Below are 18,403 nucleotides of genomic sequence, written 5' to 3' on the forward strand. Positions count from 1 at the left end.
GGGCATGGCCCGGCGCTACCCAGGCATGACCGCCGGATCATCACTGGTAGCGCCGGGCCATGCCCGGCGGAACGGGCGACGCGTTACGGCGCAGCCTTGCGCACGGTCAACGTCGCACTCGCTTCGCCGCCGCCTTCCAGCTGCAGCCGCAACGGCAACGCCTGGCCTTCCTTCAACGCGCCCTTGCCCTGCATCAGCATCAGGTGCAGGCCGCCGGGCTTGAGCTCGGCACGCGCGCCCGGCGCCAGCGGCAGGCGTTCGATCGCGCGCATCCGGCTGACGCCATCGACAATCGTGGTCTCGTGCAGTGACACATCATCGAAGCTGCTGCTGGCTGCGCCAGTGATCGCCACCGCCTTGCTGCAGCCGTTGTGGATCACGCCGTAACCAGCGGTCATCGGCATCGCCGGATTCGGTGGCAACCGCGCCCAGCCCTGCTCCACCGTGACGCAGGCCGGTTCGGCCGCTGAAGCCGATGCTGCGGCCGCACACAGAACCCACAGTACGCCAACGAATGGTTTGGTTATCATCGCCCAGGTTCCTTCTTCGCAACGAGACCGCAGCATGACGACGCTCATCGAGGTGATCAACCACGGCCCCATCCGCGAGCTGCGCCTGGCCCGGCCGCCGGTCAACGCACTGGACACCGACCTGTGCCGGCAGTTGATCCACGCCATCGAGCTGGCCATGGCCGAAGACGCGCACGGCATCGTGCTGTCGGGCAGCGAGCGCATCTTCACCGGCGGCATGGACGTGCCGCACCTGCTCTCGCACGGCGATGACAAGCACAGGCTGCTGGACACCTGGAACGCCTTCTTCGGCGCGGTGCGCACGCTGGCCGAGAGCCGTATCCCGGTGGTGGCCGCGATCACCGGCCACGCGCCGGCCGGTGGCTGCGTGCTGGCGCTGTGCTGCGACTACCGGGTGATGGCGCGCAGCGCCGATCCGTCGCGCCCGTATGCCATCGGCCTGAACGAAGTGCAGGTCGGCCTGATCGCGCCGGAGGGCATCCAGCGCCTGCTGCGGCGTGCGGTGGGCGTGCACCGCGCCGGCGTGCTGCTCACCACCGGTTCGCTGGTGCCGGCCGAACAGGCGCTGCAGATCGGGCTGGTCGATGAGCTGGCCGAGGGTGACCTGGTGGTGGCACGTGCCGTGGCCTGGCTGCAGAACCTGCTCAAGCAGCCGCGCCAGCCGATGCTGCTGACCCGCGCCATCGCCCGCGCCGACCTGCACGAGGCGCTGCACCCGGACCTGATCCAGCTCGACCGCTTCGTCGAGGCCTGGTTCGCCCCGGATGCACAGAACGCGCTGCAGGCGCTGGTGGCGCGGCTGGGCAAGTAGCCGGCGCTACCGATGATGGGCTGGCCTGCACCGGTATAATCGGGGCCTCTTCACTGCTGTGGCCGCCCCCTTGAACGACATGCCCGAACCCGTCGTCTCCGAGCTGATCGACCTGCTCACGCTGGAGCGGCTGGAGGACAACCTGTTCCGCGGGCAGAGCCGCGACATCGGCACCAAGTACGTGTTCGGCGGGCAGGTGCTGGGCCAGGCGCTGGCCGCAGCGCAGGCCACGGTCGACAATGGCCGCCACGTGCACTCGCTGCACGCCTATTTCCTGCGCGCCGGCAACATCGACCACCCGATCGTCTACGACGTGGACCGCACCCGCGATGGCGGCAGCTTCTCGGTGCGACGGGTCACCGCGATCCAGCACGGCAAGGTGATCTTCTTCTGCGCGGCCTCTTTCCAGCAGGCCGAGACCGGCGCCGAGCACCAGCACAAGATGCCCGAGGTGCCGCAGCCGGAAGACATCGAACCGAACCGGCCGCTGCCGGCGGAAGTGCTCGAACGCCTGCCGATCAAGGTGCAGCGCTGGCTGTCGCGCGGTGGCCCGTTCGAGTTCCGCCACGTCTATCCGCGCGACGAACTGAACCCGCCCAAGCGTCCGCCCTACCACCAGGTCTGGCTGCGCCTGAGCGAGCCGGTCGGCGATGCCCCGGAGCTGCACCAGGCACTGCTGGCGTACGCGTCCGACTTCCACCTGCTGGGCACGGCGACCTTCCCGCACGGCATCAGCTACTACCACCCGCACGTGCAGATGGCCTCGCTCGACCATGCGATCTGGTTCCACCGCCCGTTCCGCGCCGACGACTGGCTGCTGTACTCGCTGGACAGCCCCAGCGCGCAGGATTCACGCGGGCTGGCCCGTGGCCAGTTCTTTACCCGCAACGGCGTACTGGTGGCCAGCACCGCGCAGGAAGGCCTGATCCGCGTCGTTCCGGACCAGGCCGCGGCCGCCGCCGTGCCGGCCAAGGAGTAAACCGATGCGCCAGATCTTCAGCAGCCAGCGCGTGGAAACCGTCGAAGGCGTCGCCGAGCTCCTGCGCGGGCATGGCATCGAGGTCAAGGTGACCAACGGGCGCTCCTACAAGACCCGTCGCCGCGGCCAGTTCAGCTATACCGACCTGGGCAATGCCAGCGCCTATCCGGCGGTATGGATCGTACGTGCTGACGACCAGCCACGTGCGCGCGAAATCCTGCGCGATGCGCGCCTGCTCGATACCACCCGTCGCGACCATCCGACCGCCGAATTCGCCTTCCGCGACACGGCGGAACCGGGCAGCGGCGGCCGCAGCTGGGCCTGGCGCATCCGCATCGCCCTGCTGGTGGTGATTGCTGGCGTGGCGTTGGTCATCGGCCTGCGCCATCGTGGTGCCCCGGCACCGGTCGCGCCGGCCCCTGCCCCGCAGGCCCAGCCGCAGCAGGCACAGCCGGCACCGCAGGCCGCGCCGGCAGAGGAAGAAGTGCGGGTCCGCATCCAGCCCTCCAAGTAAGAGGCGGTAGCGCCGGGCCATGCCCGGCGAGCGCAGCGGCCTGTCAGCAGGGCCGCGACTTCACCGTAACCCGTCAGGATTGGCCCCCCCTTGTTGTTCAAGGGGGCGCGCCAACGGCGCGGGGATGAGGTGGAATGCGCGGACCGAAGATGCATCAGCATCTGCGGTCACACTTCGCGCGCGGCTCCGTCATGGGACACAATCCCAGCAGGAGAGCCGCCGCCATGACGACGTTCGCCGCATCGATCGACCAGACCCTGGAACGCGAACTGCCCGCCGCCGCAAGCGGTTGCCAGCACGCCTACGGGCGCATCGTGCTGGCCTGCCAGAACACGGTCACCGCCATCGCGCTGGCCATCACCCGCGACCGCCAAGCCAGCGAGGACATCGCCCAGGAGGCCTTCGTCAAGGGCTGGCAGCAGCTGCACCAGCTGCGCCGTTCGACCAGCTTCCTGCCGTGGCTGCGGCAGATCACCCGCAACCTGGCCCGCGACTGGCTGCGCGCCCAGCGCGGGCGCCCGCTGACTGGCGAGGCGGCCGAGGTGGCGATGGGCATGGCCGCCGACCCCGCCCCGGGTGCTGCCGACCGCCTGCAGCGGGTGGAAGAGGAGATCGCCGCCGAGGAGATCATCTCTGCCCTGCCCGCAGACAGCCGCGAAGTGCTGCTGCTGTACTACCGCGAGGGCCAGCGCTCGCAACAGGTGGCCGACCTGCTCGGGCTCAGCGACGCTGCGGTGCGCAAGCGCCTGTCGCGCGCCCGCGCGCTGGTGCGCGACGGCCTGCTGCAGCGCTTCGGTGAGTTCGCGCGTAGCAGCGCACCCAGTGCCGCGTTCGCTACGGCGGTGGTTTCGATGGTACTGGTGGCGGCGCCCGGCACCGCCAGTGCCGCAATCCTGCTCGGCACCGGTGTCGGCATCGGTGGCAGCAAGCTCAGCCTCGGTGGCGCCAGTGCCGCCGGCGGTACCGCGATGGGCTCGCTGACCGCCGCACTGGGGCAACTGCACATGATGCCGGCTGAAAGCTGGGGAGCGGTCATCGGTGGCGTGGTCGGCGGCACGGTCGGCAGCTACTTCGGTGGACGCTTCCTGATGTCGTACACCCGCAGCGAGGCCGAGCGCGCCGACGTCCGCCGTTTCCTCTATCTCAACATCGGCACCTGCATGCTCTGGTGCCTGACGATCCTGATGGCAGTGCTGCTGCAGGCGCCGCTCTGGGCCGTCCTGCTGGTGCAGGTCGCGGGCCTGGCCGTAGTCAACTACCAGTGCCTGGTACCGCTGCAGCGGCTGATGGCGCCGATGATCGCGCGTGACTCGCTGCAGCGCGGGCTCACCGGAACCAACTGGAAGTACGAGGCCATGTACGGCCGCACCGGCATCATCGCCATGAACCTGATGGTCATCGCGCTTGTGCTGTATTCGCTGGTGCGGAGCGGCCGGCTGTAACGGACAACGCCGGCGATGCGCCGGCGTTGTCGTCAATCACTGCATTGAAACTCAGCGCTGCGGCTTCGGCGCGCTGCCATCACGCGGGCCACCGTGGCGCGGGCCGCCGTGCATCGGACCCTTGGCCGTGTCGAACTCGGCCTTGCTCAGCTGGCCGTCCTTGTTGGTGTCGGCGGCGGCAAACCAGGCATCACGATGCTGCTTCATGCGCAGCTCGCGATCGGCCTTGTCCAGGTAACCGTCCTTGTTGAGGTCGAGCTGGTCGAAGCGCGCAGCCAGGCGCGGATCGGCCTTGGCCTCGTCGCGGCTGATGCGACCGTCCTTGTTGACGTCCAGCGTGGCCCAGCGCTCACCGCCATGGCCGCGGCGGCCGTGCTGCCAGCGCGGCAGTTCGTCGCGCGAGAGCTTGCCGTCCTTGTTCTTGTCCAGCTCGTCGAATTTCGCAGCCAGGCGCGGGTTGGCGGCCGCCTCGCTGCGGTCGATGACGCCGTCACCGTTGGTGTCCAGCTTGGCCGGGCGCGGTGCCGGCGTGGCCGGGGTGTCGGCGGCCAGCGCGATTCCGGAAGCAGAGGTGCCCAGCAGCAGGGCCAGCAGCAGGGGGGTACGGATCATGAGGTCACTCCTGGGGATGGGAACAGCGTCGGGGTGATCACTTCACCCTCGAGGGACAACAACGCCCGGACGCGACATCGGTTGACGCTGCTGCCGGTTCCGTTCATCCGGCGGACAGTCGCCGCCACTGCGACGGGCTGGGGCTATGCTGTGTCCATGGCGATCCATGGCGACAGAGACGACGAACTGCGACTTTTCCAGACCGGCGAGCACCCTTGCGGGTACTGGTCGGACCGGGTGGCACGCGACCTGGTGCTGGACCCGAACGACCGCCGCCTCGGTGCGCTCTATCCGCTGGCACTGAGCTGGGGCTTCCGCCGCAGCGGCGATCTGGTCTACCGGCCCCATTGCGCGCACTGCCAGGCCTGCGTGGCGGTGCGGATCCCGGTGGCGCGCTTCGCTCCGGACCGCAGCCAGCGCCGCTGCGCCGCCCGCAATGCCGACCTGGAGGTACGGATAACCGCCGCCACCGCCCGCGACGACCTGTTCGCGCTGTATCACCGCTACCTCACCCACCGACACGCCAATGGCGGCATGGACGACCACGGCCCGCACGAATTCGAGCAGTTCCTGATCGGCAGCTGGTCGCACACCCGCTTCATGGAGATGCGCCTGCCCGGCCACGACGGCCAGCCCAGCCAGCTGCTGGGGGTGGCAGTGACCGACGTCACCGAGCATGGCCTGTCGGCGGTCTACACCTTCTTCGACCCGGACCACGCCGCACGCGGGCTGGGTACCTTCGCGATCCTGCAGCAGATCGAGTGGGCGCGCCGCGAGGGGCTGCCCCACGTGTACCTGGGCTACTGGATCCGCGGGCACCAGAAGATGGACTACAAGCGCCGCTTCCATCCGCTGGAAGCCTACGATGGCCGCCGCTGGCACGATTTCGACAATGATCTGGACGGGCGCTGACAAACCGCTGACACCGGGCCGGGTGCACAATACGGCCCATGAACATGACCCGCCGCCATCCCCTGATCCTCGCCCTGGCCCTGCTCTGCGGCGCCACGGCCCCTGCCTTCGCCACGTCCCCTGCGATGACCGAAAAGCCGTCCGCTGCGCTGCGCCTGACCACCTACAACACCTCGCTGTACTCCGATGACGCCGGCGGCCTGATCAAGGAGCTGGAAGGCGATAGCGAGCACGCGCGCAAGATCGCCGCAGTGCTGCAGCAGGTGCGCCCGGACCTGGTGCTGCTGAACGAGTTCGACTTCGACGACGCCCATCGCGCCGCCGACCTGTTCCAGAAGCGCTATCTGGAAGTCGCCCAGCCCGGTGGCGGCAAGCCGCTGCATTTCGCCTATCGCTACCTGGCCCCGGTCAACACCGGCGTGCCCAGCGGCCTGGACCTGGACAACAACGGCGTGGTCGGCGGCGAAGGCCGCAGCCGTGGCAATGACGCGTGGGGCTACGGCCTGCACCCCGGCCAGTACGGCATGCTGGTGCTGTCGCGCTACCCGATCGACGAAGCCAAGGTGCGCAGCTTCCAGCTGCTGAAGTGGAGCGCGATGCCCGGCGCGATCCGTCCGGTCGATCCGCGCACCGGCAAGAGCTTCTACAACGACCACGTGTGGTCGCAGCTGCGCCTGTCCTCGAAGTCGCATTGGGACGTGCCGGTGAAGACCCCGGGCGGCGTGGTCCACGCGCTGGTCTCGCACCCGACCCCGCCGGTGTTCGATGGCCCGGAAAAGCGCAACGCGGCGCGCAACCATGACGAACTGCGCCTGTGGCAGGAATACCTGTCCAAGGGTGACAAGCCCTGGCTGTGCGACGACAAGGGCCAGTGCGGCGGCCTGGCGCAGGATGCGCGCTTTGTGATCCTCGGCGACCTCAACAATGACCCGGCCGATGGCGATGGCCGCCATGAGGCGATCGTCGAGCTGATCGAGAACGCCCGCGTGCTGCGCTACCCCACCCCGCGCAGCGTCGGCGGCGAGCAGACCAGCCTGGCCTATGCGGCCAAGGGCATCGAGCGCAAGGGCGCACCGTTCCACGCCACTGGCGATTTCGGCCCGAAGTCCGGCACCATGCGCCTGGACTACGTGCTGCCCTCGACCGGTTTCGAATACGTGGGCAGCGGCATCTTCTGGCCGGCCAATGAGAGCCCGGAAGCGAAGATCGCCGACGGCAGCGACCACCACCTGGTGTGGGTGGATGTGCGGTAGAGTCGACTGTTAGTCGACTGCACGGAAATCTGTACCGACCAACGGTCGGTACCCACCGGAAAAAGGGGACGGAGGGGATTAAGCCGTTTGTGCCACAAACGACTTAATCCCCTCCGTCCCCTTTTTGCTTTACGGACGCAGTTCGACGCCGATGGCGTCGGCGGCATCACGCGCGATGGCGCGTGCTTCGTCGATGGTTTCCGCGCGCGCCAGGGTCACGCCCACGCGGCGGTGGCCATGCACGCTCGGCTTGCCGAACAGCCGCACGGCGGTGTCCGGCACCTGCAGTGCGGCGGCGACGTTGTTGAAGTACGGCACGCCCTCGCCGTGGGCCAACAGCGCGCACGATGCCGACGGGCCGCTCTGGCGGATCAGCGGGATCGGCAGGCCGAGGATGGCGCGCGCATGCAGCGCGAACTCACTCAGTTCCTGCGATACCAGCGTCACCAGGCCGGTGTCGTGCGGGCGCGGCGACACTTCGCTGAACCACACTTCGTCGCCCTTCACGAACAGCTCCACGCCGAACAGGCCCCAGCCGCCAAGGTCGTCGGTGATCGCACGTGAGATCTCCTCGGCACGTGCCAGTGCCGCGCTCGACATCGGCTGCGGCTGCCAGCTTTCGCGGTAGTCGCCATCCTTCTGCAGATGGCCGATCGGCGCACAGAACGAGGTGCCACCGGCATGGCGCACGGTCAACAGGGTGATCTCGTAGTCGAAATCGATGAAACCTTCGACAATGCAGCGACCGGCCCCGGCACGGCCACCGGTCTGCGCGTACTCCCATGCCGGGGCGATGTCCGCCTCGCTGCGCAGGGTGCTCTGGCCCTTGCCCGAGGACGACATCACCGGTTTGACCACGCACGGCAGGCCAATGGCGGCCACCGCAGCACGGTACTCGGCCTCGGTATCGACGAAGCGGTACGGCGAGGTCGGCAGGCCCAGGGTTTCGGCGGCGAGGCGGCGAATGCCTTCGCGGTCCATGGTCAGGCGTGCAGCACGCGCGGTCGGGATCACCCGCAGGCCCTGCTCCTGTTCCAGCTGGACCAGGGTCTCGGTGTGGATGGCCTCGATCTCCGGCACCACCAGGTGCGGCTGCTCCTCGGCGATCAGAGCGCGCAGCGCCATCGCATCGAGCATGTCGATCACGTGCGAGCGGTGCGCGACCTGCATGGCCGGCGCATCGGCGTAGCGATCGGCGGCGATCACCTCCACGCCCAGCCGCTGCAGCTCGATGGCCACCTCCTTGCCGAGTTCGCCCGAGCCCAGCAGCAGCACGCGGGTGGCGGAGGGGGACAACGGAGTTCCAAGCTTGGCCATGGCGGTTCCAGCAGCAATGTGAAGGCGGATGGGCATTCTAGCTGGCCGCGCCCTCTGGCCATGCCATCCGACGAACGGTAGCCTGGAACTGATATCACTTTGATATCTTCCGTTCGAACCCTCAAGGACGTACCGCCATGAAAGAGAAGTCGCTGTCTTCCCTCAACGGCCTCGGCACGCTGGTCGGCGCCCTGCTCGTCGGCCTCGCCGGCGCCGCCCTGTTCGTGGTGGGCGTGGCAGCCAAGGCCAGCACCGGCTCGCCCAACCTGCTGCTGATGCTGCTGGGGGCGTTGCTGGTAGTCCTGGGCGTGTTCACGCTGGCCGGCCTGTACACCATCCAGCCCAACCAGGCGGCGGTGCTGAGCCTGTTCGGCAAGTACGTGGGCACGGTGAAGGACAACGGCCTGCGCTGGAACAACCCTTTCTATGCCAAGCGCCGGGTCAGCCAGCGCGTGCGCAACTTCGAGAGCGGCAAGCTGAAGGTCAACGAGCTGGACGGCAGCCCGATCGAGATCGCCGCGGTGATCGTCTGGCAGGTGGTCGATGCCTCCGAGGCCGTCTACAACGTGGACGACTACGAGAGCTTCGTGCACATCCAGTCCGAATCGGCACTGCGGGCGATGGCCACCAGCTATCCCTACGACCAGCACGAGGATGGACAGCTGGCCCTGCGCAGCCACGCCAGCGAGATCTCCCAGCACCTGAAGAACGAGCTGGCCGAGCGCCTGGCCGATGCCGGTGTACAGGTGATCGACGCGCGCATCAGCCACCTGGCCTACGCCGCCGAAATCGCCCAGGCGATGCTGCAACGCCAGCAGGCCAACGCGGTGATCGCCGCCCGCACGCGTATCGTTGCTGGTGCGGTGGGCATGGTCGAGATGGCCTTGGCCGAACTGCAGAAGAACGGCGTGGTGCAGCTGGACGAGGAACGCAAGGCGCACATGGTCAGCAACCTGCTCACCGTGCTGTGCTCGGACCGCGGCACCCAGCCGATCGTCAATGCCGGCTCGCTGTATTGAGCCACACTCGCAACGGGGTGCCCCACCGCCCCGCCAGGAGCCCCCATGAGTGAGAAGAAAGCCTACCCGCTGCGCATCAATGCCGACGTCCTGGCTGCTGCGCAGCGCTGGGCTGATGACGAACTGCGCAGCCTCAACGCGCAGATCGAATACGTGCTGCGCGACGCCCTGCGCAAGGCGGGACGCCTGCCGAAACCCGCGCCATCGTCGGAGGACAAGGAATGAGCAAGCGTTGGAGCTACCAGACCATCGAGGTCAAGACGTCCATGATGGGCCTGCTCAAGGCCGAGGACATCCAGGCCGAACTCAGCCGCCAGGGCCAACTGGGCTGGGAACTGGTCAACATCATCATCCCGGCGCCGATGCGCCCGGCGATGCTGGTGTTCAAGAAGGAGGCCTGACGCATGGGCGGCAGCGACCCGAAGACGTTTGAAGTGGCCGAGAGCTCGCCGTTGCGCGTGCTCTGGATCGTGCTTCCGCTGCTGGCTGCCTTCGTGGCGTGCGTGTACGCACAGCTGTACAAGGCGCCGGCCAGTGCCCCTTGGATCGAAGTAGCGCTGTCGCCGCCCTGGTTCCGGATGGGTGGCAGTGCCGCCTGGAGTCTGCTGGTGATCGCGGTACTCGGCATCGGGTTGGGCGCAGCATTCTTCCGTCGCCGGGTGGAACTGGACGACAACGTGCTGGATGTGCGCTCGACGATGTACCGCCGCCGCGTCCCGGTGGCACAGCTGCGGCTGGACCAGGCCGAGGTGGTCGACCTGCAGCGTGACCGCCGCTATGGCATCCGTGTCAAAACCAATGGCTATTCAGTGCCAGGCTTCTATTCCGGCCACTTCCGCCTGCACGGGGGCGGCAAGGGCTTCGCTCTGGTCACCGATCGTGCGCGTGTCCTCGCCCTGCCGGTCAGTGACGGCAGCACGCTGCTGCTCAGCGTGGACCGGCCGCAGGCGCTGCTCGATGCGCTGCACAAAGTGGCCGCGTCGGCGCCACGGCAGTAAGCTGCTGAGATGCAACGACGCGCCCCCCTGCTGATCAACACCGAGGCCATCGAGCTGTGGCCCGCGCACCTGCTGCGTGCACGCAGCAACCTGGATGCACGCCTGCTGTCGCAGGCACACTGGGTGCTGCGGCGCAAGCGCGATGGCCGCTACCTGGCGGCGGTATTGGCGCAGGGTGTGCACGCCATGGTGCCGCGCCTGCCACGCGAGCCCGGGGTCGAGGAAGCACTGGCGCTGCTGGATGCCGCGGCAGCGCGGCCCTTCGCCGCCGGGCTGGAAGAACAATGGCTGCCGCTGGCCGGGTTGCAGCAGCGCTTGCAGCAGCTTGGCCTGGATGCACAGCGCTACGCAGACGGCAGCGGCTTGCCGCTGGAATCCGAACCCTGCCTGCTGCACTTCGCCGGCCGCGACCGCTTCGCCCGCCCGTTGTGGCTGCACCGTGCCGCCGCGCAGGGCTGGCGGCGGATGCGACTGCACGCGGCACAGGATGGAATTGCGCTGGACGCCATCTCCGGCTTCCGCAGCCATGCCTACCAGTTGGGCATCTTCGAGCGGAAGCTGGCGCGCGGCTTGAGCGTGGCAGAGATCCTGAAGGTCAATGCCGCCCCGGGTTTCAGCGAACACCACAGCGGCTACGCGCTGGACATCGGCACACCTGGCGATGCGCCGGCCGAAGAATCGTTCGAAGCCACCGACGCGTTCGCCTGGCTGCAGGTGCATGCCGGCGGGCATGGCTTCCATCTGAGTTACCCACGCGACAACCCGCACGGCATCGTCTACGAACCCTGGCACTGGTGCTGGAGACCGGCCAACGGCTGAGCCCCTCGTGGCGAAAGCCTGGAGCGGTCAGCGCATGGCCGCGGGATGGAACAAGACAGCAAAGACAAAAGCCGGTCGCTTCGCTCGAAGCCACTACAACGGATCAGCGCGCGGCTGTTGGGTCCGCCTTCAAGCGAGCCGAGCACCGCAGGTCCGGCGAGGGCGAAGAGGTGCTTGCGATTCTGTAGAGCCGAGCCATGCTCGGCTGCTCTCCGCACCGCCCCTCGATGCGCCGAGGAGCGCAGGGGACCGGTGCGCAGCACTGGCTCGTGGCCGGCGGCGCGTTTCTTTTGGTTACTTTTCTTTTCGCGAAAAAAGAAAAGTAACGCCCATGAACGGTGCAGATCGCATCTGCATGGATCGAAGCGACAACGTCGACTCAGTTACCGCCTCAACGCATTGATCGCCAGCAACACCCATCCGGCCATCATGCTGGTGCCACCGATCGGTGCCATCCGCGTCGGCCACTGCCACAGCGCACCACCCACCAGGCTGCCGGAAAACAACAGCACACCCAGCAGCAGCACGTACAGCGCAAGGTGCGCGATCGCTCCCTGCGCGCGCGGCCCCAGCGCCACCAGCACCGCACCGTGCGCGAACGCATACAGCGCCGCCATGTTCAGATGCTGCTGCGCCAGCGGATCAGCCACGCCATGCGATGCATAGGCGGACAGGCCGATCGAGGCGGCGGCCAGCAGTGCCCCCAGGCAGGCCAGCAGCGAAGGCTTACGTGCGCGACGTTCGAGATTGAACATGTGGGCTCCTTGCGCAGCGCCCTTGCCGGGCGCCAGATGAAAAAAAACGCGCCGCAATGAGCGGCGCGTTTTCGTGTCCAGCACTACATGGGTCAGCCGAAGCTTACTTGACGGCCCAGTAGATGTCGTAGGTACCTTCCGGGGTGAACGACTTGTCGATGCCGTCCTTCCAGGTTTCGTACGGACGGTCGATCACTTCGTTGCCGGAGGTCACCGCCCAGGCACGCAGGCCGTTGCGGGCCACGTCAAGACCCGCCATGTGGCCGGTGTAGGCCGCATGCGCCGAACGGTGCGGAGCCACATGCACGTACTTGACCGGCGCGCCGCCGTCGATCTTGACGGTCAGCTCTTCAGCGGTGGCACCTTCAGCACCCTTCTTCTTCACCGGCTGGGCGATGTCGAAGGCGTACTTCTCCTGGCCGAAGTCGGTGGTGATGATGCGGAACGGACCGGCGGCTTCAAGGCCATTGGCCTCCATCACGCGCTTGATCCACTCCTGGTTGTCCTTGATGGACTTGGTGATCGTGTCCTGACCGCGGTCCACGTTACCGGCGTTGACGACCAGCAGGTCCTCAGCCGGCACATCGACGATGCCCAGATCGGTCAGCGGGGCTTCCGGCGTGCGGTAGTCGACGTTCGGGACGGTGGCCAGCATGTTGGCCATGCGCGACAGGCCCATCTTGATGTCGTCGCCGATCTGGCGGCTGACATACAGGCCGGCATAACGGCCGAACAGGTCGAAGCCGTACTTCACCGAGTAGTCCTGGGTGATCTTGACGTTACGGCCACCCTTGCCGGTCGGCTCCAGGGTGAAGGTGGTGATCTTGTCGTGACCCTTGGTGGCGTCATCGATGGCGATCGCAACACGCTTGTTCTCTTCGGCTTCGGTGATCTTCCAGGAACCGGTGCCCAGGTCCTTGGAGGTGAAGTCGAGGGTGGCACCGACGCCGGAGGCCGGGCCGGACAGCTTCAGTTCAACGGCGGGATCGCGCAGTACCAGCGGGTTCCAGTCCTTGAAGCGGCGCAGGCTGCTGACCGTGTCGTACACGATCGTCATCTTGCGGTTGGTCTCGATGCTTTCGGTGATGTGACGCTCGCCCGGCAGACATACGCCAATGATGACGAACAGGCCAGCCACGATCCCCAAGGCGATCAGGAACTCGATAATACGGGTCATTCAGAGAGTCTCCGGGGCCGATCCCACGGCCGGGTTGATTGAAGCGAAGCGCCAATCCTAGCAGGCTTCGCGGGCATTGTTTATCGGGATTGGCGCACCGGTTTCCGTGCCGGCTGCGTATTTGTATGGACAAAGAAATCGAAGGGTACCGCATACCGACGCCCCTGAAGTAGGGGGCAACCCCGCCGGAGGGCCATGAATGGACCTCAAGTCATTGTCCTGAAAAGAATTTCTTCACACCAGCTGCAGCTCGAACGCCTTCAATACGGCGCGGGTACGGTCGCGCACGCCCAGCTTGGAAAGGATGTTGGACACGTGGTTCTTGATGGTGCCTTCGGCCACCCCCAGCGAATTGGCAATCTCCTTGTTGGAGAAGCCGCTGGCCATGAGGCGCAGGATCTCGGTCTCGCGGTCGGTCAACGGGTCCGGACGGTCCAGGCTGACAAACTCGTTGCGCATGTGCTCCAGGCCGGACAGCAGCCGCTGGGTCACGGCCGGCTGCACCAGCGAACCGCCGTCGGCCACGGTGCGGATGGCACCGACCAGCTGTGCCAGGGTCACGTCCTTGAGCAGGTAACCCTTGGCGCCGGCCTTAAGCCCGGCCAGCACCAGCTGGTCATCGTCGAAAGTGGTGAGGATGATGGTCGGCGGCAGCAGGTCCTGACGCGACAGGACCTGCAGCGCCTCCAGCCCGGACATCACCGGCATGCGCATGTCCATCAGCACCACGTCCGGCCGCACCTGCGGTATCAGCTCCACCGCCTGGCGGCCGTCGCCGGCCTCGGCCACCACCTCGATGCCGTCGTCGAGCGCCAGCAGGGAGCGGATTCCCTGCCGCACCAGGGTTTGGTCGTCGACCAGGCAGACGCGAATCATCAACGCACTCCTTCAGGAACCTTGGTAAGGGCGGCCACCAGCACCGTTGCCGGTACCGTCGCCCGCAGCCGGAAGCCTTCACCGGGCCGGGTCTCGACCTGCAGCTGGCCACCACATTGTTGCAGTCGCTCGCGCATGCCGCGCAAGCCATTGCCCACATTGACCGTATCCGCGCCGACGCCGTCGTCGCGGGCCTCCACCACCACCTGGTCGGGGGCTTCACGGTACACCTTGATCCACAGGTGGCGGGCACCGGCATGGCGAACCGCGTTGGTGATGATCTCCTGGGTACACCGCAGCAGCACGTGGGCCCGCTGCGGGTCCTCCACGTTCAGTGGATCCTCGATGTCCAGCTGGATGTCCAGCGAGGGCACGTTCTCGGTCAGCGGGCGCAGCGCCGCGGCCAGATCGATGGCACCGGTCTCGCGCAGCTGGCTGACCACCTCGCGCACGTTGCCCAGCAGCAGCTTGGCCAGGGCATGCGAGCGCTTCACATGGTCCAGCGCCTGGCCTTCGGCCAGGTGGCCTGCCACTTCCAGGTTCAGGGTCAGCGCGGTCAGCTGATGCCCCAGAAGGTCATGCAGCTCCCGCGAAATACGGGTGCGCTCGTTGACGCGGGCGCTCTCGGCGAGGAGGGCACGGGTGGCGCGCAGCTCTGAATTGAGCCTGCGCTGTTCGTCGCGGGCCTCGGTCTGCTGTCTCGCAACAAGGCTGGTCACGAAGATGAACATGGAAAAGCCGCCATACAGCAACGACTGCATCACCGCTTCGAACAGCGGGAAGCGCAGCAGCAGGTAATAGACCGGCGCCACCGCCAGCTGGCTGACCAGCAGCCACAGCACGCACAGGCGTACCGAAAGCATCCACGGAATGACGCCGGCAGCCACCATCATCAGGATGCTGCCAAGGCCCGAGCCGCTGAGGAAACTGACGCCCAGCGCCGAGACCGTCAGCAGCAGCAGCAGGCCGCGGTCCAGCCAGCTGGTGTGGCTGCCGCTGTCGCTGCGCAGCAGGCGGGTCAGCCAATAGTACGCCGCGCCGAAGGACAGGTAGGCGACAAACAGCAGGATCGCCCAGCCGCCCATATCGCTGCGGCTGTGCAGGTTCTCGAACTGCGAATACGCCAATGGAAGGCCGACCATGACCCAGGTGAACAGGCCGGCCAGACGGAGAACGCGGGTATGGCTGAGGACTCCCAACATGCCAGCACTCTACGGGCCCGGCCTGCGTCGCGCACTCCCACGGAAGTCATGCATCCGCGCCCCCCTGTTCATGCCGCAGCCCACCCCGGGCATGCAATAATCGTGCGCAGGGTCCCCTGACGGACCAACCGCGTTACCCCACGGAGTCACAATGTCGATTGTCATCCGCGACGTGCGCGAGCACGAGCTCGATTCCGTCCTGGCTTTGAACAACAACGCTGGCCTGGCCATCCTTCCCCTGGATGCGGCCCGCCTGCGCCTGTTCTATGAAACCGCTGAGTATTTCCGCGTTGCCGAGCGCGACGGCAACCTTGCCGGCTTCCTGATCGGCTTCGGCAGCGACAGCCAGCACGACAGCAGCAACTTTGCCTGGTTCAAGCAGCAGCTGGACGCCCCGTTCTTCTATATCGACCGCATCGTGGTTGCCAGCCGCCGCCGTGGTGGTGGCGTCGGTCGCGCGTTCTATGCCGATGCGCAGAGCTTCGCCGAGCTGCGCTACCCGCAGATGACCTGCGAGGTCTTCCTCGACCATGGCGCCGATGCCGCCCTGCTCTTCCACGGCAGCTTCGGCTTCCGCGAGCTGGGCCAGAACACCATGCCGCAGGTCGATGTGCGCGCCAGCATGCTGGCCAAGGAACTGTGCAGCTACCCGTGGGTGAAGGAGACCTACGGCGGCAAGCTGCCGGATGTGGCATGGACACGTGCCCGGCAGCTGCCGGCGCAGGCACAGCGGCCGACGGGGACCTGAGCGTGGCGGTGAATTTCGATTACGAACAGGCCGGTGAACTGAAGATCGGCCAGGTGGGCATCGCCAACCTGCGCATCCGTACGCTTGACGTCGAACGCCTCGTGCAGGAAATGCGCGAACGCGTTACCCGGGCGCCGAAGCTGTTCGGCCGCGCCGCGGTGATCCTCGACTTCGGCGGCCTGAGCCAGGTACCGGACGTGGCCACGGCGCAAGCGCTGGTCGATGGCCTGCGCAGCGCCGGCGTGCTGCCGGTGGCACTGGCCTATGGCACCAGCGCGGTCGACCTGCTCTCGCAGCAGCTCGGACTGCCGCTGCTGGCCAAGTTCCGCGCCCAGTACGAGCGAGCCGAGGCCGAGCCGCCCCCGCCCCCGCCCGCTCCGGAACCGCGCCGCGCAGCGCGCGCCGAACCGAAGCCGGCGCCGGCCGCGCCGACAGCCAGGGTTGCCGGCGCTGCGGCACCGCAGCCGGGCCGCATGCAGCTGGGCAACGTACGCTCGGGCCAGCAGCTGTACGCTGAAAACTGCGACCTCACCGTGATGGCTACCGTCGGCGCCGGCGCCGAAGTCATCGCCGACGGCAGCATCCATATCTACGGCACCCTGCGCGGCCGCGCGCTGGCAGGGGCGCAGGGCAACACCGCGGCACGCATCTTCTGCCGTGATTTCCATGCGGAACTGGTGGCCATTGCAGGCCACTACAAGGTACTGGACGATGTCCCGGACAACCTGCGCGGCAAGGCCGTGCAGGTATGGCTGGAACAGGACCAGGTCAAGATCGCTGCGCTGGACTGACGCAGCTCCAAACTAATGCAGAACCAGGAGAAGTCCTTTGGCTGAAATCATCGTAGTCACCTCCGGCAAGGGCGGCGTGGGCAAGACCACTTCCAGCGCGAGCCTGGCCTGTGGCCTGGCGAGGCGCGGCAAGAAGGTGGCGGTGATCGACTTCGACGTCGGCCTGCGCAACCTCGACCTGATCATGGGCTGCGAACGCCGCGTGGTGTACGACTTCGTCAACGTCGTGCACGGCGAAGCCACCCTCAAACAGGCCCTGATCAAGGACAAGCGCTTCGACAACCTGTACGTGCTGGCCGCCTCGCAGACCCGCGACAAGGACGCACTGACCCAGGAAGGCGTGGGCAAGGTTCTGAAGGACCTGGCCGCCGACGGCTTCGACTACATCATCTGCGACTCGCCGGCGGGTATCGAAAAGGGTGCCTTCCTGGCGATGTACTTCGCCGACCGCGCCGTGGTGGTGGTGAACCCGGAAGTGTCCTCCGTGCGCGACTCCGACCGCATCATCGGGCTGCTGGATTCGAAGACCCACAAGGCCGAATCCGGGCAGAACGTGCCAGCGTTCCTGTTGCTGACCCGCTATACCCCGCTGCGCGTGGAAACCGGCGAGATGCTCAGCATTGCCGACGTCGAGGAAGTGCTGGGGCTGAAGGCGATCGGCGTGATCCCCGAGTCGGGTGACGTGCTCAATGCCTCCAACAAGGGCGAGCCGGTCATCCTGGATGTCGAATCCGCAGCCGGCCAGGCCTATGAGGACGCCGTTGCGCGCATCCTTGGCGAGGAGCGGCCGATGCGCTTCACCACCGTGGAGAAGAAGGGCTTCTTCAGCAAGCTGTTCGGAGGGTAAGCATGGGCCTGTTCGATTTCCTCAAAGCGAAGAAGACCACCGCCGAAACCGCAAAGAACCGCCTGCAGATCATCATCGCGCAGGAACGCAGCCACCGCGGTGGCCCGGACTACCTGCCCCTGCTGCAGCGCGAGTTGCTGGAAGTGATCAAGAAGTACGTGAACATCGACGTCGATGCGGTGAAGGTCGACCTGGTGAAGGATGGCCAGCACGACGTGCTGGACATCTCCGTGGCGCTGCCTGAAGGCCCGGACAAACCCTGATCCCCCGCCCCGCCCGTGCCTGCATGGGCGGGGCTGCGTGACCTGCATGACCGATACGACAACCACCGTGGGCATCACCTGCGTGGGCGACATCGCCTTCGCCGACGCGCAGCGCCTGCTCGCCGCGCATGGCCTGCGGCTGCACCACGTGGCGCCCGGCGAACCGATTCCCGGCAGTTACTGGGGCGAGCCAGAGGCCGGCATCATCGCCAGCAACGTGTACGTGCGCGACGACACGCCCGTGCATTCGATGCTGCACGAAGCCTGCCACCTGATCGTGCTGCCGCCGGAGCGGCGTGCGCAGGTGCATACCGACGCCACCGACTCGGTGGCCGAGGAAGATGCCACCTGCTACCTGCAGATCGTGCTGGCCGGGCAGCTGCCGGGTGTTGGCAGCGCGCGGTTGATGGCCGACATGGACGCCTGGGGGTACACGTATCGGCTGGGGTCTACACAGGCATGGTTCGAACAGGACGCCGAAGACGCGAAGGCGTGGTTGATCGAACGCGGGTTGCTGCAGGCGGCGTAACCGCCATCC

At 67.0% G+C, this 18,403-nt stretch carries 23 protein-coding genes; 16 read left to right on the forward strand and 7 right to left on the reverse strand.

The window, feature by feature from the left end; translation table 11 throughout:
- Positions 1-83 precede the first annotated feature (83 nt).
- Complete coding sequence (locus tag R5H29_RS13300) at positions 84-530, reverse strand: copper chaperone PCu(A)C (RefSeq protein WP_134730360.1); 447 nt, start codon at positions 528-530, stop codon at positions 84-86.
- A 34-nt stretch (positions 531-564) separates the two neighbouring features.
- On the opposite strand from R5H29_RS13300, the gene R5H29_RS13305 reads away from it, so the two are divergent.
- The 4 genes from R5H29_RS13305 (at position 565) to R5H29_RS13320 (ending at position 4,276) form a co-directional block, all read left to right on the forward strand.
- On the forward strand, positions 565-1,341 hold the full coding sequence (locus R5H29_RS13305) for an enoyl-CoA hydratase/isomerase family protein (RefSeq protein ID WP_019659300.1): 777 nt from the start codon (positions 565-567) through the stop codon (positions 1,339-1,341).
- 79 nt (positions 1,342-1,420) lie between these two features.
- The gene (tesB, locus tag R5H29_RS13310) at positions 1,421-2,320 is read left to right on the forward strand and encodes an acyl-CoA thioesterase II (RefSeq protein ID WP_032953622.1); all 900 of its coding nucleotides are present in this window, start codon (positions 1,421-1,423) and stop codon (positions 2,318-2,320) included.
- A gap of 4 nt (positions 2,321-2,324) precedes the next feature.
- Complete coding sequence (locus R5H29_RS13315) at positions 2,325-2,834, forward strand: pathogenicity-like protein (RefSeq protein ID WP_332329275.1); 510 nt, start codon at positions 2,325-2,327, stop codon at positions 2,832-2,834.
- A 224-nt stretch (positions 2,835-3,058) separates the two neighbouring features.
- Positions 3,059-4,276, forward strand: a complete 1,218-nt coding sequence (locus R5H29_RS13320; RefSeq protein ID WP_332329276.1) for a sigma-70 family RNA polymerase sigma factor — start codon at positions 3,059-3,061, stop codon at positions 4,274-4,276.
- A 51-nt stretch (positions 4,277-4,327) separates the two neighbouring features.
- On the opposite strand, the gene R5H29_RS13325 is transcribed toward R5H29_RS13320, so the two are convergent.
- Complete coding sequence (locus R5H29_RS13325) at positions 4,328-4,888, reverse strand: EF-hand domain-containing protein (RefSeq protein WP_164145504.1); 561 nt, start codon at positions 4,886-4,888, stop codon at positions 4,328-4,330.
- Positions 4,889-5,044: 156 nt separating this feature from the next.
- Between R5H29_RS13325 and R5H29_RS13330 the strand changes: the two genes are divergently transcribed.
- Together R5H29_RS13330 and R5H29_RS13335 are read left to right on the forward strand one after the other, a co-directional pair.
- Positions 5,045-5,800, forward strand: coding sequence for an arginyltransferase (locus R5H29_RS13330; protein WP_005408547.1), 756 nt, complete (start codon positions 5,045-5,047; stop codon positions 5,798-5,800).
- A 38-nt stretch (positions 5,801-5,838) separates the two neighbouring features.
- Positions 5,839-7,053, forward strand: a complete 1,215-nt coding sequence (locus tag R5H29_RS13335) for an endonuclease/exonuclease/phosphatase family protein (RefSeq protein ID WP_332329277.1) — start codon at positions 5,839-5,841, stop codon at positions 7,051-7,053.
- A 129-nt stretch (positions 7,054-7,182) separates the two neighbouring features.
- On the opposite strand, the gene purT is transcribed toward R5H29_RS13335, so the two are convergent.
- A complete protein-coding gene (purT, locus tag R5H29_RS13340; protein WP_155029135.1) occupies positions 7,183-8,370 on the reverse strand; it encodes a formate-dependent phosphoribosylglycinamide formyltransferase in 1,188 nt (395 codons plus the stop codon).
- A gap of 137 nt (positions 8,371-8,507) precedes the next feature.
- Between purT and R5H29_RS13345 the strand changes: the two genes are divergently transcribed.
- The 5 genes from R5H29_RS13345 to R5H29_RS13365 are packed head-to-tail and all read left to right on the forward strand — an operon-like array spanning position 8,508 to position 11,206.
- Positions 8,508-9,389 (forward strand): SPFH domain-containing protein, encoded by an 882-nt coding sequence (locus R5H29_RS13345; RefSeq protein ID WP_332329278.1) that lies wholly within the window; start codon positions 8,508-8,510, stop codon positions 9,387-9,389.
- 45 nt (positions 9,390-9,434) lie between these two features.
- Positions 9,435-9,614 (forward strand): hypothetical protein, encoded by a 180-nt coding sequence (locus R5H29_RS13350; protein ID WP_019659309.1) that lies wholly within the window; start codon positions 9,435-9,437, stop codon positions 9,612-9,614.
- Complete coding sequence (locus R5H29_RS13355; RefSeq protein WP_019659310.1) at positions 9,611-9,790, forward strand: DUF4177 domain-containing protein; 180 nt, start codon at positions 9,611-9,613, stop codon at positions 9,788-9,790. Before R5H29_RS13350 ends, R5H29_RS13355 begins: the two co-directional genes overlap by 4 nt.
- Positions 9,791-9,793: 3 nt before the next feature.
- Complete coding sequence (locus R5H29_RS13360) at positions 9,794-10,387, forward strand: PH domain-containing protein (protein WP_019659311.1); 594 nt, start codon at positions 9,794-9,796, stop codon at positions 10,385-10,387.
- 9 nt (positions 10,388-10,396) lie between these two features.
- The gene (locus tag R5H29_RS13365; RefSeq protein WP_332329279.1) at positions 10,397-11,206 is read left to right on the forward strand and encodes a M15 family metallopeptidase; all 810 of its coding nucleotides are present in this window, start codon (positions 10,397-10,399) and stop codon (positions 11,204-11,206) included.
- Between the two features lie 383 nt (positions 11,207-11,589).
- Here R5H29_RS13365 and R5H29_RS13370 read toward each other — a convergent pair whose 3' ends face one another.
- From R5H29_RS13370 to R5H29_RS13385, 4 genes are all read right to left on the reverse strand, one after another.
- Positions 11,590-11,961: a DUF423 domain-containing protein gene (locus R5H29_RS13370; RefSeq protein WP_019659313.1), complete on the reverse strand. Its 372-nt coding sequence runs from the start codon at positions 11,959-11,961 to the stop codon at positions 11,590-11,592.
- 103 nt (positions 11,962-12,064) lie between these two features.
- The gene (locus R5H29_RS13375) at positions 12,065-13,138 is read right to left on the reverse strand and encodes an SRPBCC family protein (RefSeq protein WP_021203110.1); all 1,074 of its coding nucleotides are present in this window, start codon (positions 13,136-13,138) and stop codon (positions 12,065-12,067) included.
- 234 nt (positions 13,139-13,372) lie between these two features.
- Positions 13,373-14,014 carry a response regulator transcription factor gene (locus R5H29_RS13380; protein ID WP_021203109.1) on the reverse strand — a complete coding sequence of 214 codons (642 nt, stop codon included), beginning with the start codon at positions 14,012-14,014 and terminating at the stop codon, positions 13,373-13,375.
- Positions 14,014-15,216 carry a sensor histidine kinase gene (locus tag R5H29_RS13385; RefSeq protein ID WP_019659315.1) on the reverse strand — a complete coding sequence of 401 codons (1,203 nt, stop codon included), beginning with the start codon at positions 15,214-15,216 and terminating at the stop codon, positions 14,014-14,016. Before R5H29_RS13385 ends, R5H29_RS13380 begins: the two co-directional genes overlap by 1 nt.
- Before the next feature lie 151 nt (positions 15,217-15,367).
- Here R5H29_RS13385 and R5H29_RS13390 point away from each other — a divergent pair, with 151 nt between their 5' ends.
- Genes R5H29_RS13390 through R5H29_RS13410 form a run of 5 tightly spaced genes read left to right on the forward strand, consistent with a single transcriptional unit; the run spans position 15,368 to position 18,394 of the window.
- On the forward strand, positions 15,368-15,964 hold the full coding sequence (locus R5H29_RS13390; protein ID WP_019659316.1) for a GNAT family N-acetyltransferase: 597 nt from the start codon (positions 15,368-15,370) through the stop codon (positions 15,962-15,964).
- Positions 15,910-16,755, forward strand: coding sequence for a septum site-determining protein MinC (gene minC, locus R5H29_RS13395; protein ID WP_019659317.1), 846 nt, complete (start codon positions 15,910-15,912; stop codon positions 16,753-16,755). Before R5H29_RS13390 ends, minC begins: the two co-directional genes overlap by 55 nt.
- Positions 16,756-16,792: 37 nt before the next feature.
- Positions 16,793-17,602 (forward strand): septum site-determining protein MinD, encoded by an 810-nt coding sequence (gene minD / locus R5H29_RS13400; protein WP_019659318.1) that lies wholly within the window; start codon positions 16,793-16,795, stop codon positions 17,600-17,602.
- 2 nt (positions 17,603-17,604) lie between these two features.
- Entirely contained in the window at positions 17,605-17,865 is a 261-nt protein-coding gene (gene minE / locus R5H29_RS13405; RefSeq protein WP_005408532.1) for a cell division topological specificity factor MinE, read from the forward strand.
- Between the two features lie 46 nt (positions 17,866-17,911).
- Positions 17,912-18,394, forward strand: coding sequence for a hypothetical protein (locus tag R5H29_RS13410; RefSeq protein WP_288041194.1), 483 nt, complete (start codon positions 17,912-17,914; stop codon positions 18,392-18,394).
- The last annotated feature ends 9 nt before the right edge of the window (positions 18,395-18,403 follow it).

This window comes from Stenotrophomonas sp. A3_2 (assembly GCF_036624925.1).
GTDB lineage: Bacteria > Pseudomonadota > Gammaproteobacteria > Xanthomonadales > Xanthomonadaceae > Stenotrophomonas > Stenotrophomonas hibiscicola.

What these genes read in the sequence shown, in the direction of transcription:
- R5H29_RS13325 (WP_164145504.1), bottom strand. Translation starts at nt 4,888, where the DNA reads ATGATCCGTACCCCCCTGCTGCTGGCCCTGCTGCTGGGCACCTCTGCT.
- R5H29_RS13350 (WP_019659309.1), top strand. Translation starts at nt 9,435, where the DNA reads ATGAGTGAGAAGAAAGCCTACCCGCTGCGCATCAATGCCGACGTCCTG.
- R5H29_RS13375 (WP_021203110.1), bottom strand. Translation starts at nt 13,138, where the DNA reads ATGACCCGTATTATCGAGTTCCTGATCGCCTTGGGGATCGTGGCTGGC.
- R5H29_RS13305 (WP_019659300.1), top strand. Translation starts at nt 565, where the DNA reads ATGACGACGCTCATCGAGGTGATCAACCACGGCCCCATCCGCGAGCTG.
- R5H29_RS13300 (WP_134730360.1), bottom strand. Translation starts at nt 530, where the DNA reads ATGATAACCAAACCATTCGTTGGCGTACTGTGGGTTCTGTGTGCGGCC.
- R5H29_RS13315 (WP_332329275.1), top strand. Translation starts at nt 2,325, where the DNA reads ATGCGCCAGATCTTCAGCAGCCAGCGCGTGGAAACCGTCGAAGGCGTC.
- R5H29_RS13345 (WP_332329278.1), top strand. Translation starts at nt 8,508, where the DNA reads ATGAAAGAGAAGTCGCTGTCTTCCCTCAACGGCCTCGGCACGCTGGTC.
- R5H29_RS13335 (WP_332329277.1), top strand. Translation starts at nt 5,839, where the DNA reads ATGAACATGACCCGCCGCCATCCCCTGATCCTCGCCCTGGCCCTGCTC.
- R5H29_RS13385 (WP_019659315.1), bottom strand. Translation starts at nt 15,216, where the DNA reads ATGTTGGGAGTCCTCAGCCATACCCGCGTTCTCCGTCTGGCCGGCCTG.
- purT (WP_155029135.1), bottom strand. Translation starts at nt 8,370, where the DNA reads ATGGCCAAGCTTGGAACTCCGTTGTCCCCCTCCGCCACCCGCGTGCTG.
- R5H29_RS13370 (WP_019659313.1), bottom strand. Translation starts at nt 11,961, where the DNA reads ATGTTCAATCTCGAACGTCGCGCACGTAAGCCTTCGCTGCTGGCCTGC.
- R5H29_RS13360 (WP_019659311.1), top strand. Translation starts at nt 9,794, where the DNA reads ATGGGCGGCAGCGACCCGAAGACGTTTGAAGTGGCCGAGAGCTCGCCG.
- minC (WP_019659317.1), top strand. Translation starts at nt 15,910, where the DNA reads ATGGACACGTGCCCGGCAGCTGCCGGCGCAGGCACAGCGGCCGACGGG.
- minE (WP_005408532.1), top strand. Translation starts at nt 17,605, where the DNA reads ATGGGCCTGTTCGATTTCCTCAAAGCGAAGAAGACCACCGCCGAAACC.
- R5H29_RS13355 (WP_019659310.1), top strand. Translation starts at nt 9,611, where the DNA reads ATGAGCAAGCGTTGGAGCTACCAGACCATCGAGGTCAAGACGTCCATG.
- R5H29_RS13320 (WP_332329276.1), top strand. Translation starts at nt 3,059, where the DNA reads ATGACGACGTTCGCCGCATCGATCGACCAGACCCTGGAACGCGAACTG.
- R5H29_RS13380 (WP_021203109.1), bottom strand. Translation starts at nt 14,014, where the DNA reads ATGATTCGCGTCTGCCTGGTCGACGACCAAACCCTGGTGCGGCAGGGA.
- R5H29_RS13330 (WP_005408547.1), top strand. Translation starts at nt 5,045, where the DNA reads ATGGCGATCCATGGCGACAGAGACGACGAACTGCGACTTTTCCAGACC.
- R5H29_RS13390 (WP_019659316.1), top strand. Translation starts at nt 15,368, where the DNA reads ATGTCGATTGTCATCCGCGACGTGCGCGAGCACGAGCTCGATTCCGTC.
- R5H29_RS13365 (WP_332329279.1), top strand. Translation starts at nt 10,397, where the DNA reads ATGCAACGACGCGCCCCCCTGCTGATCAACACCGAGGCCATCGAGCTG.
- tesB (WP_032953622.1), top strand. Translation starts at nt 1,421, where the DNA reads ATGCCCGAACCCGTCGTCTCCGAGCTGATCGACCTGCTCACGCTGGAG.
- R5H29_RS13410 (WP_288041194.1), top strand. Translation starts at nt 17,912, where the DNA reads ATGACCGATACGACAACCACCGTGGGCATCACCTGCGTGGGCGACATC.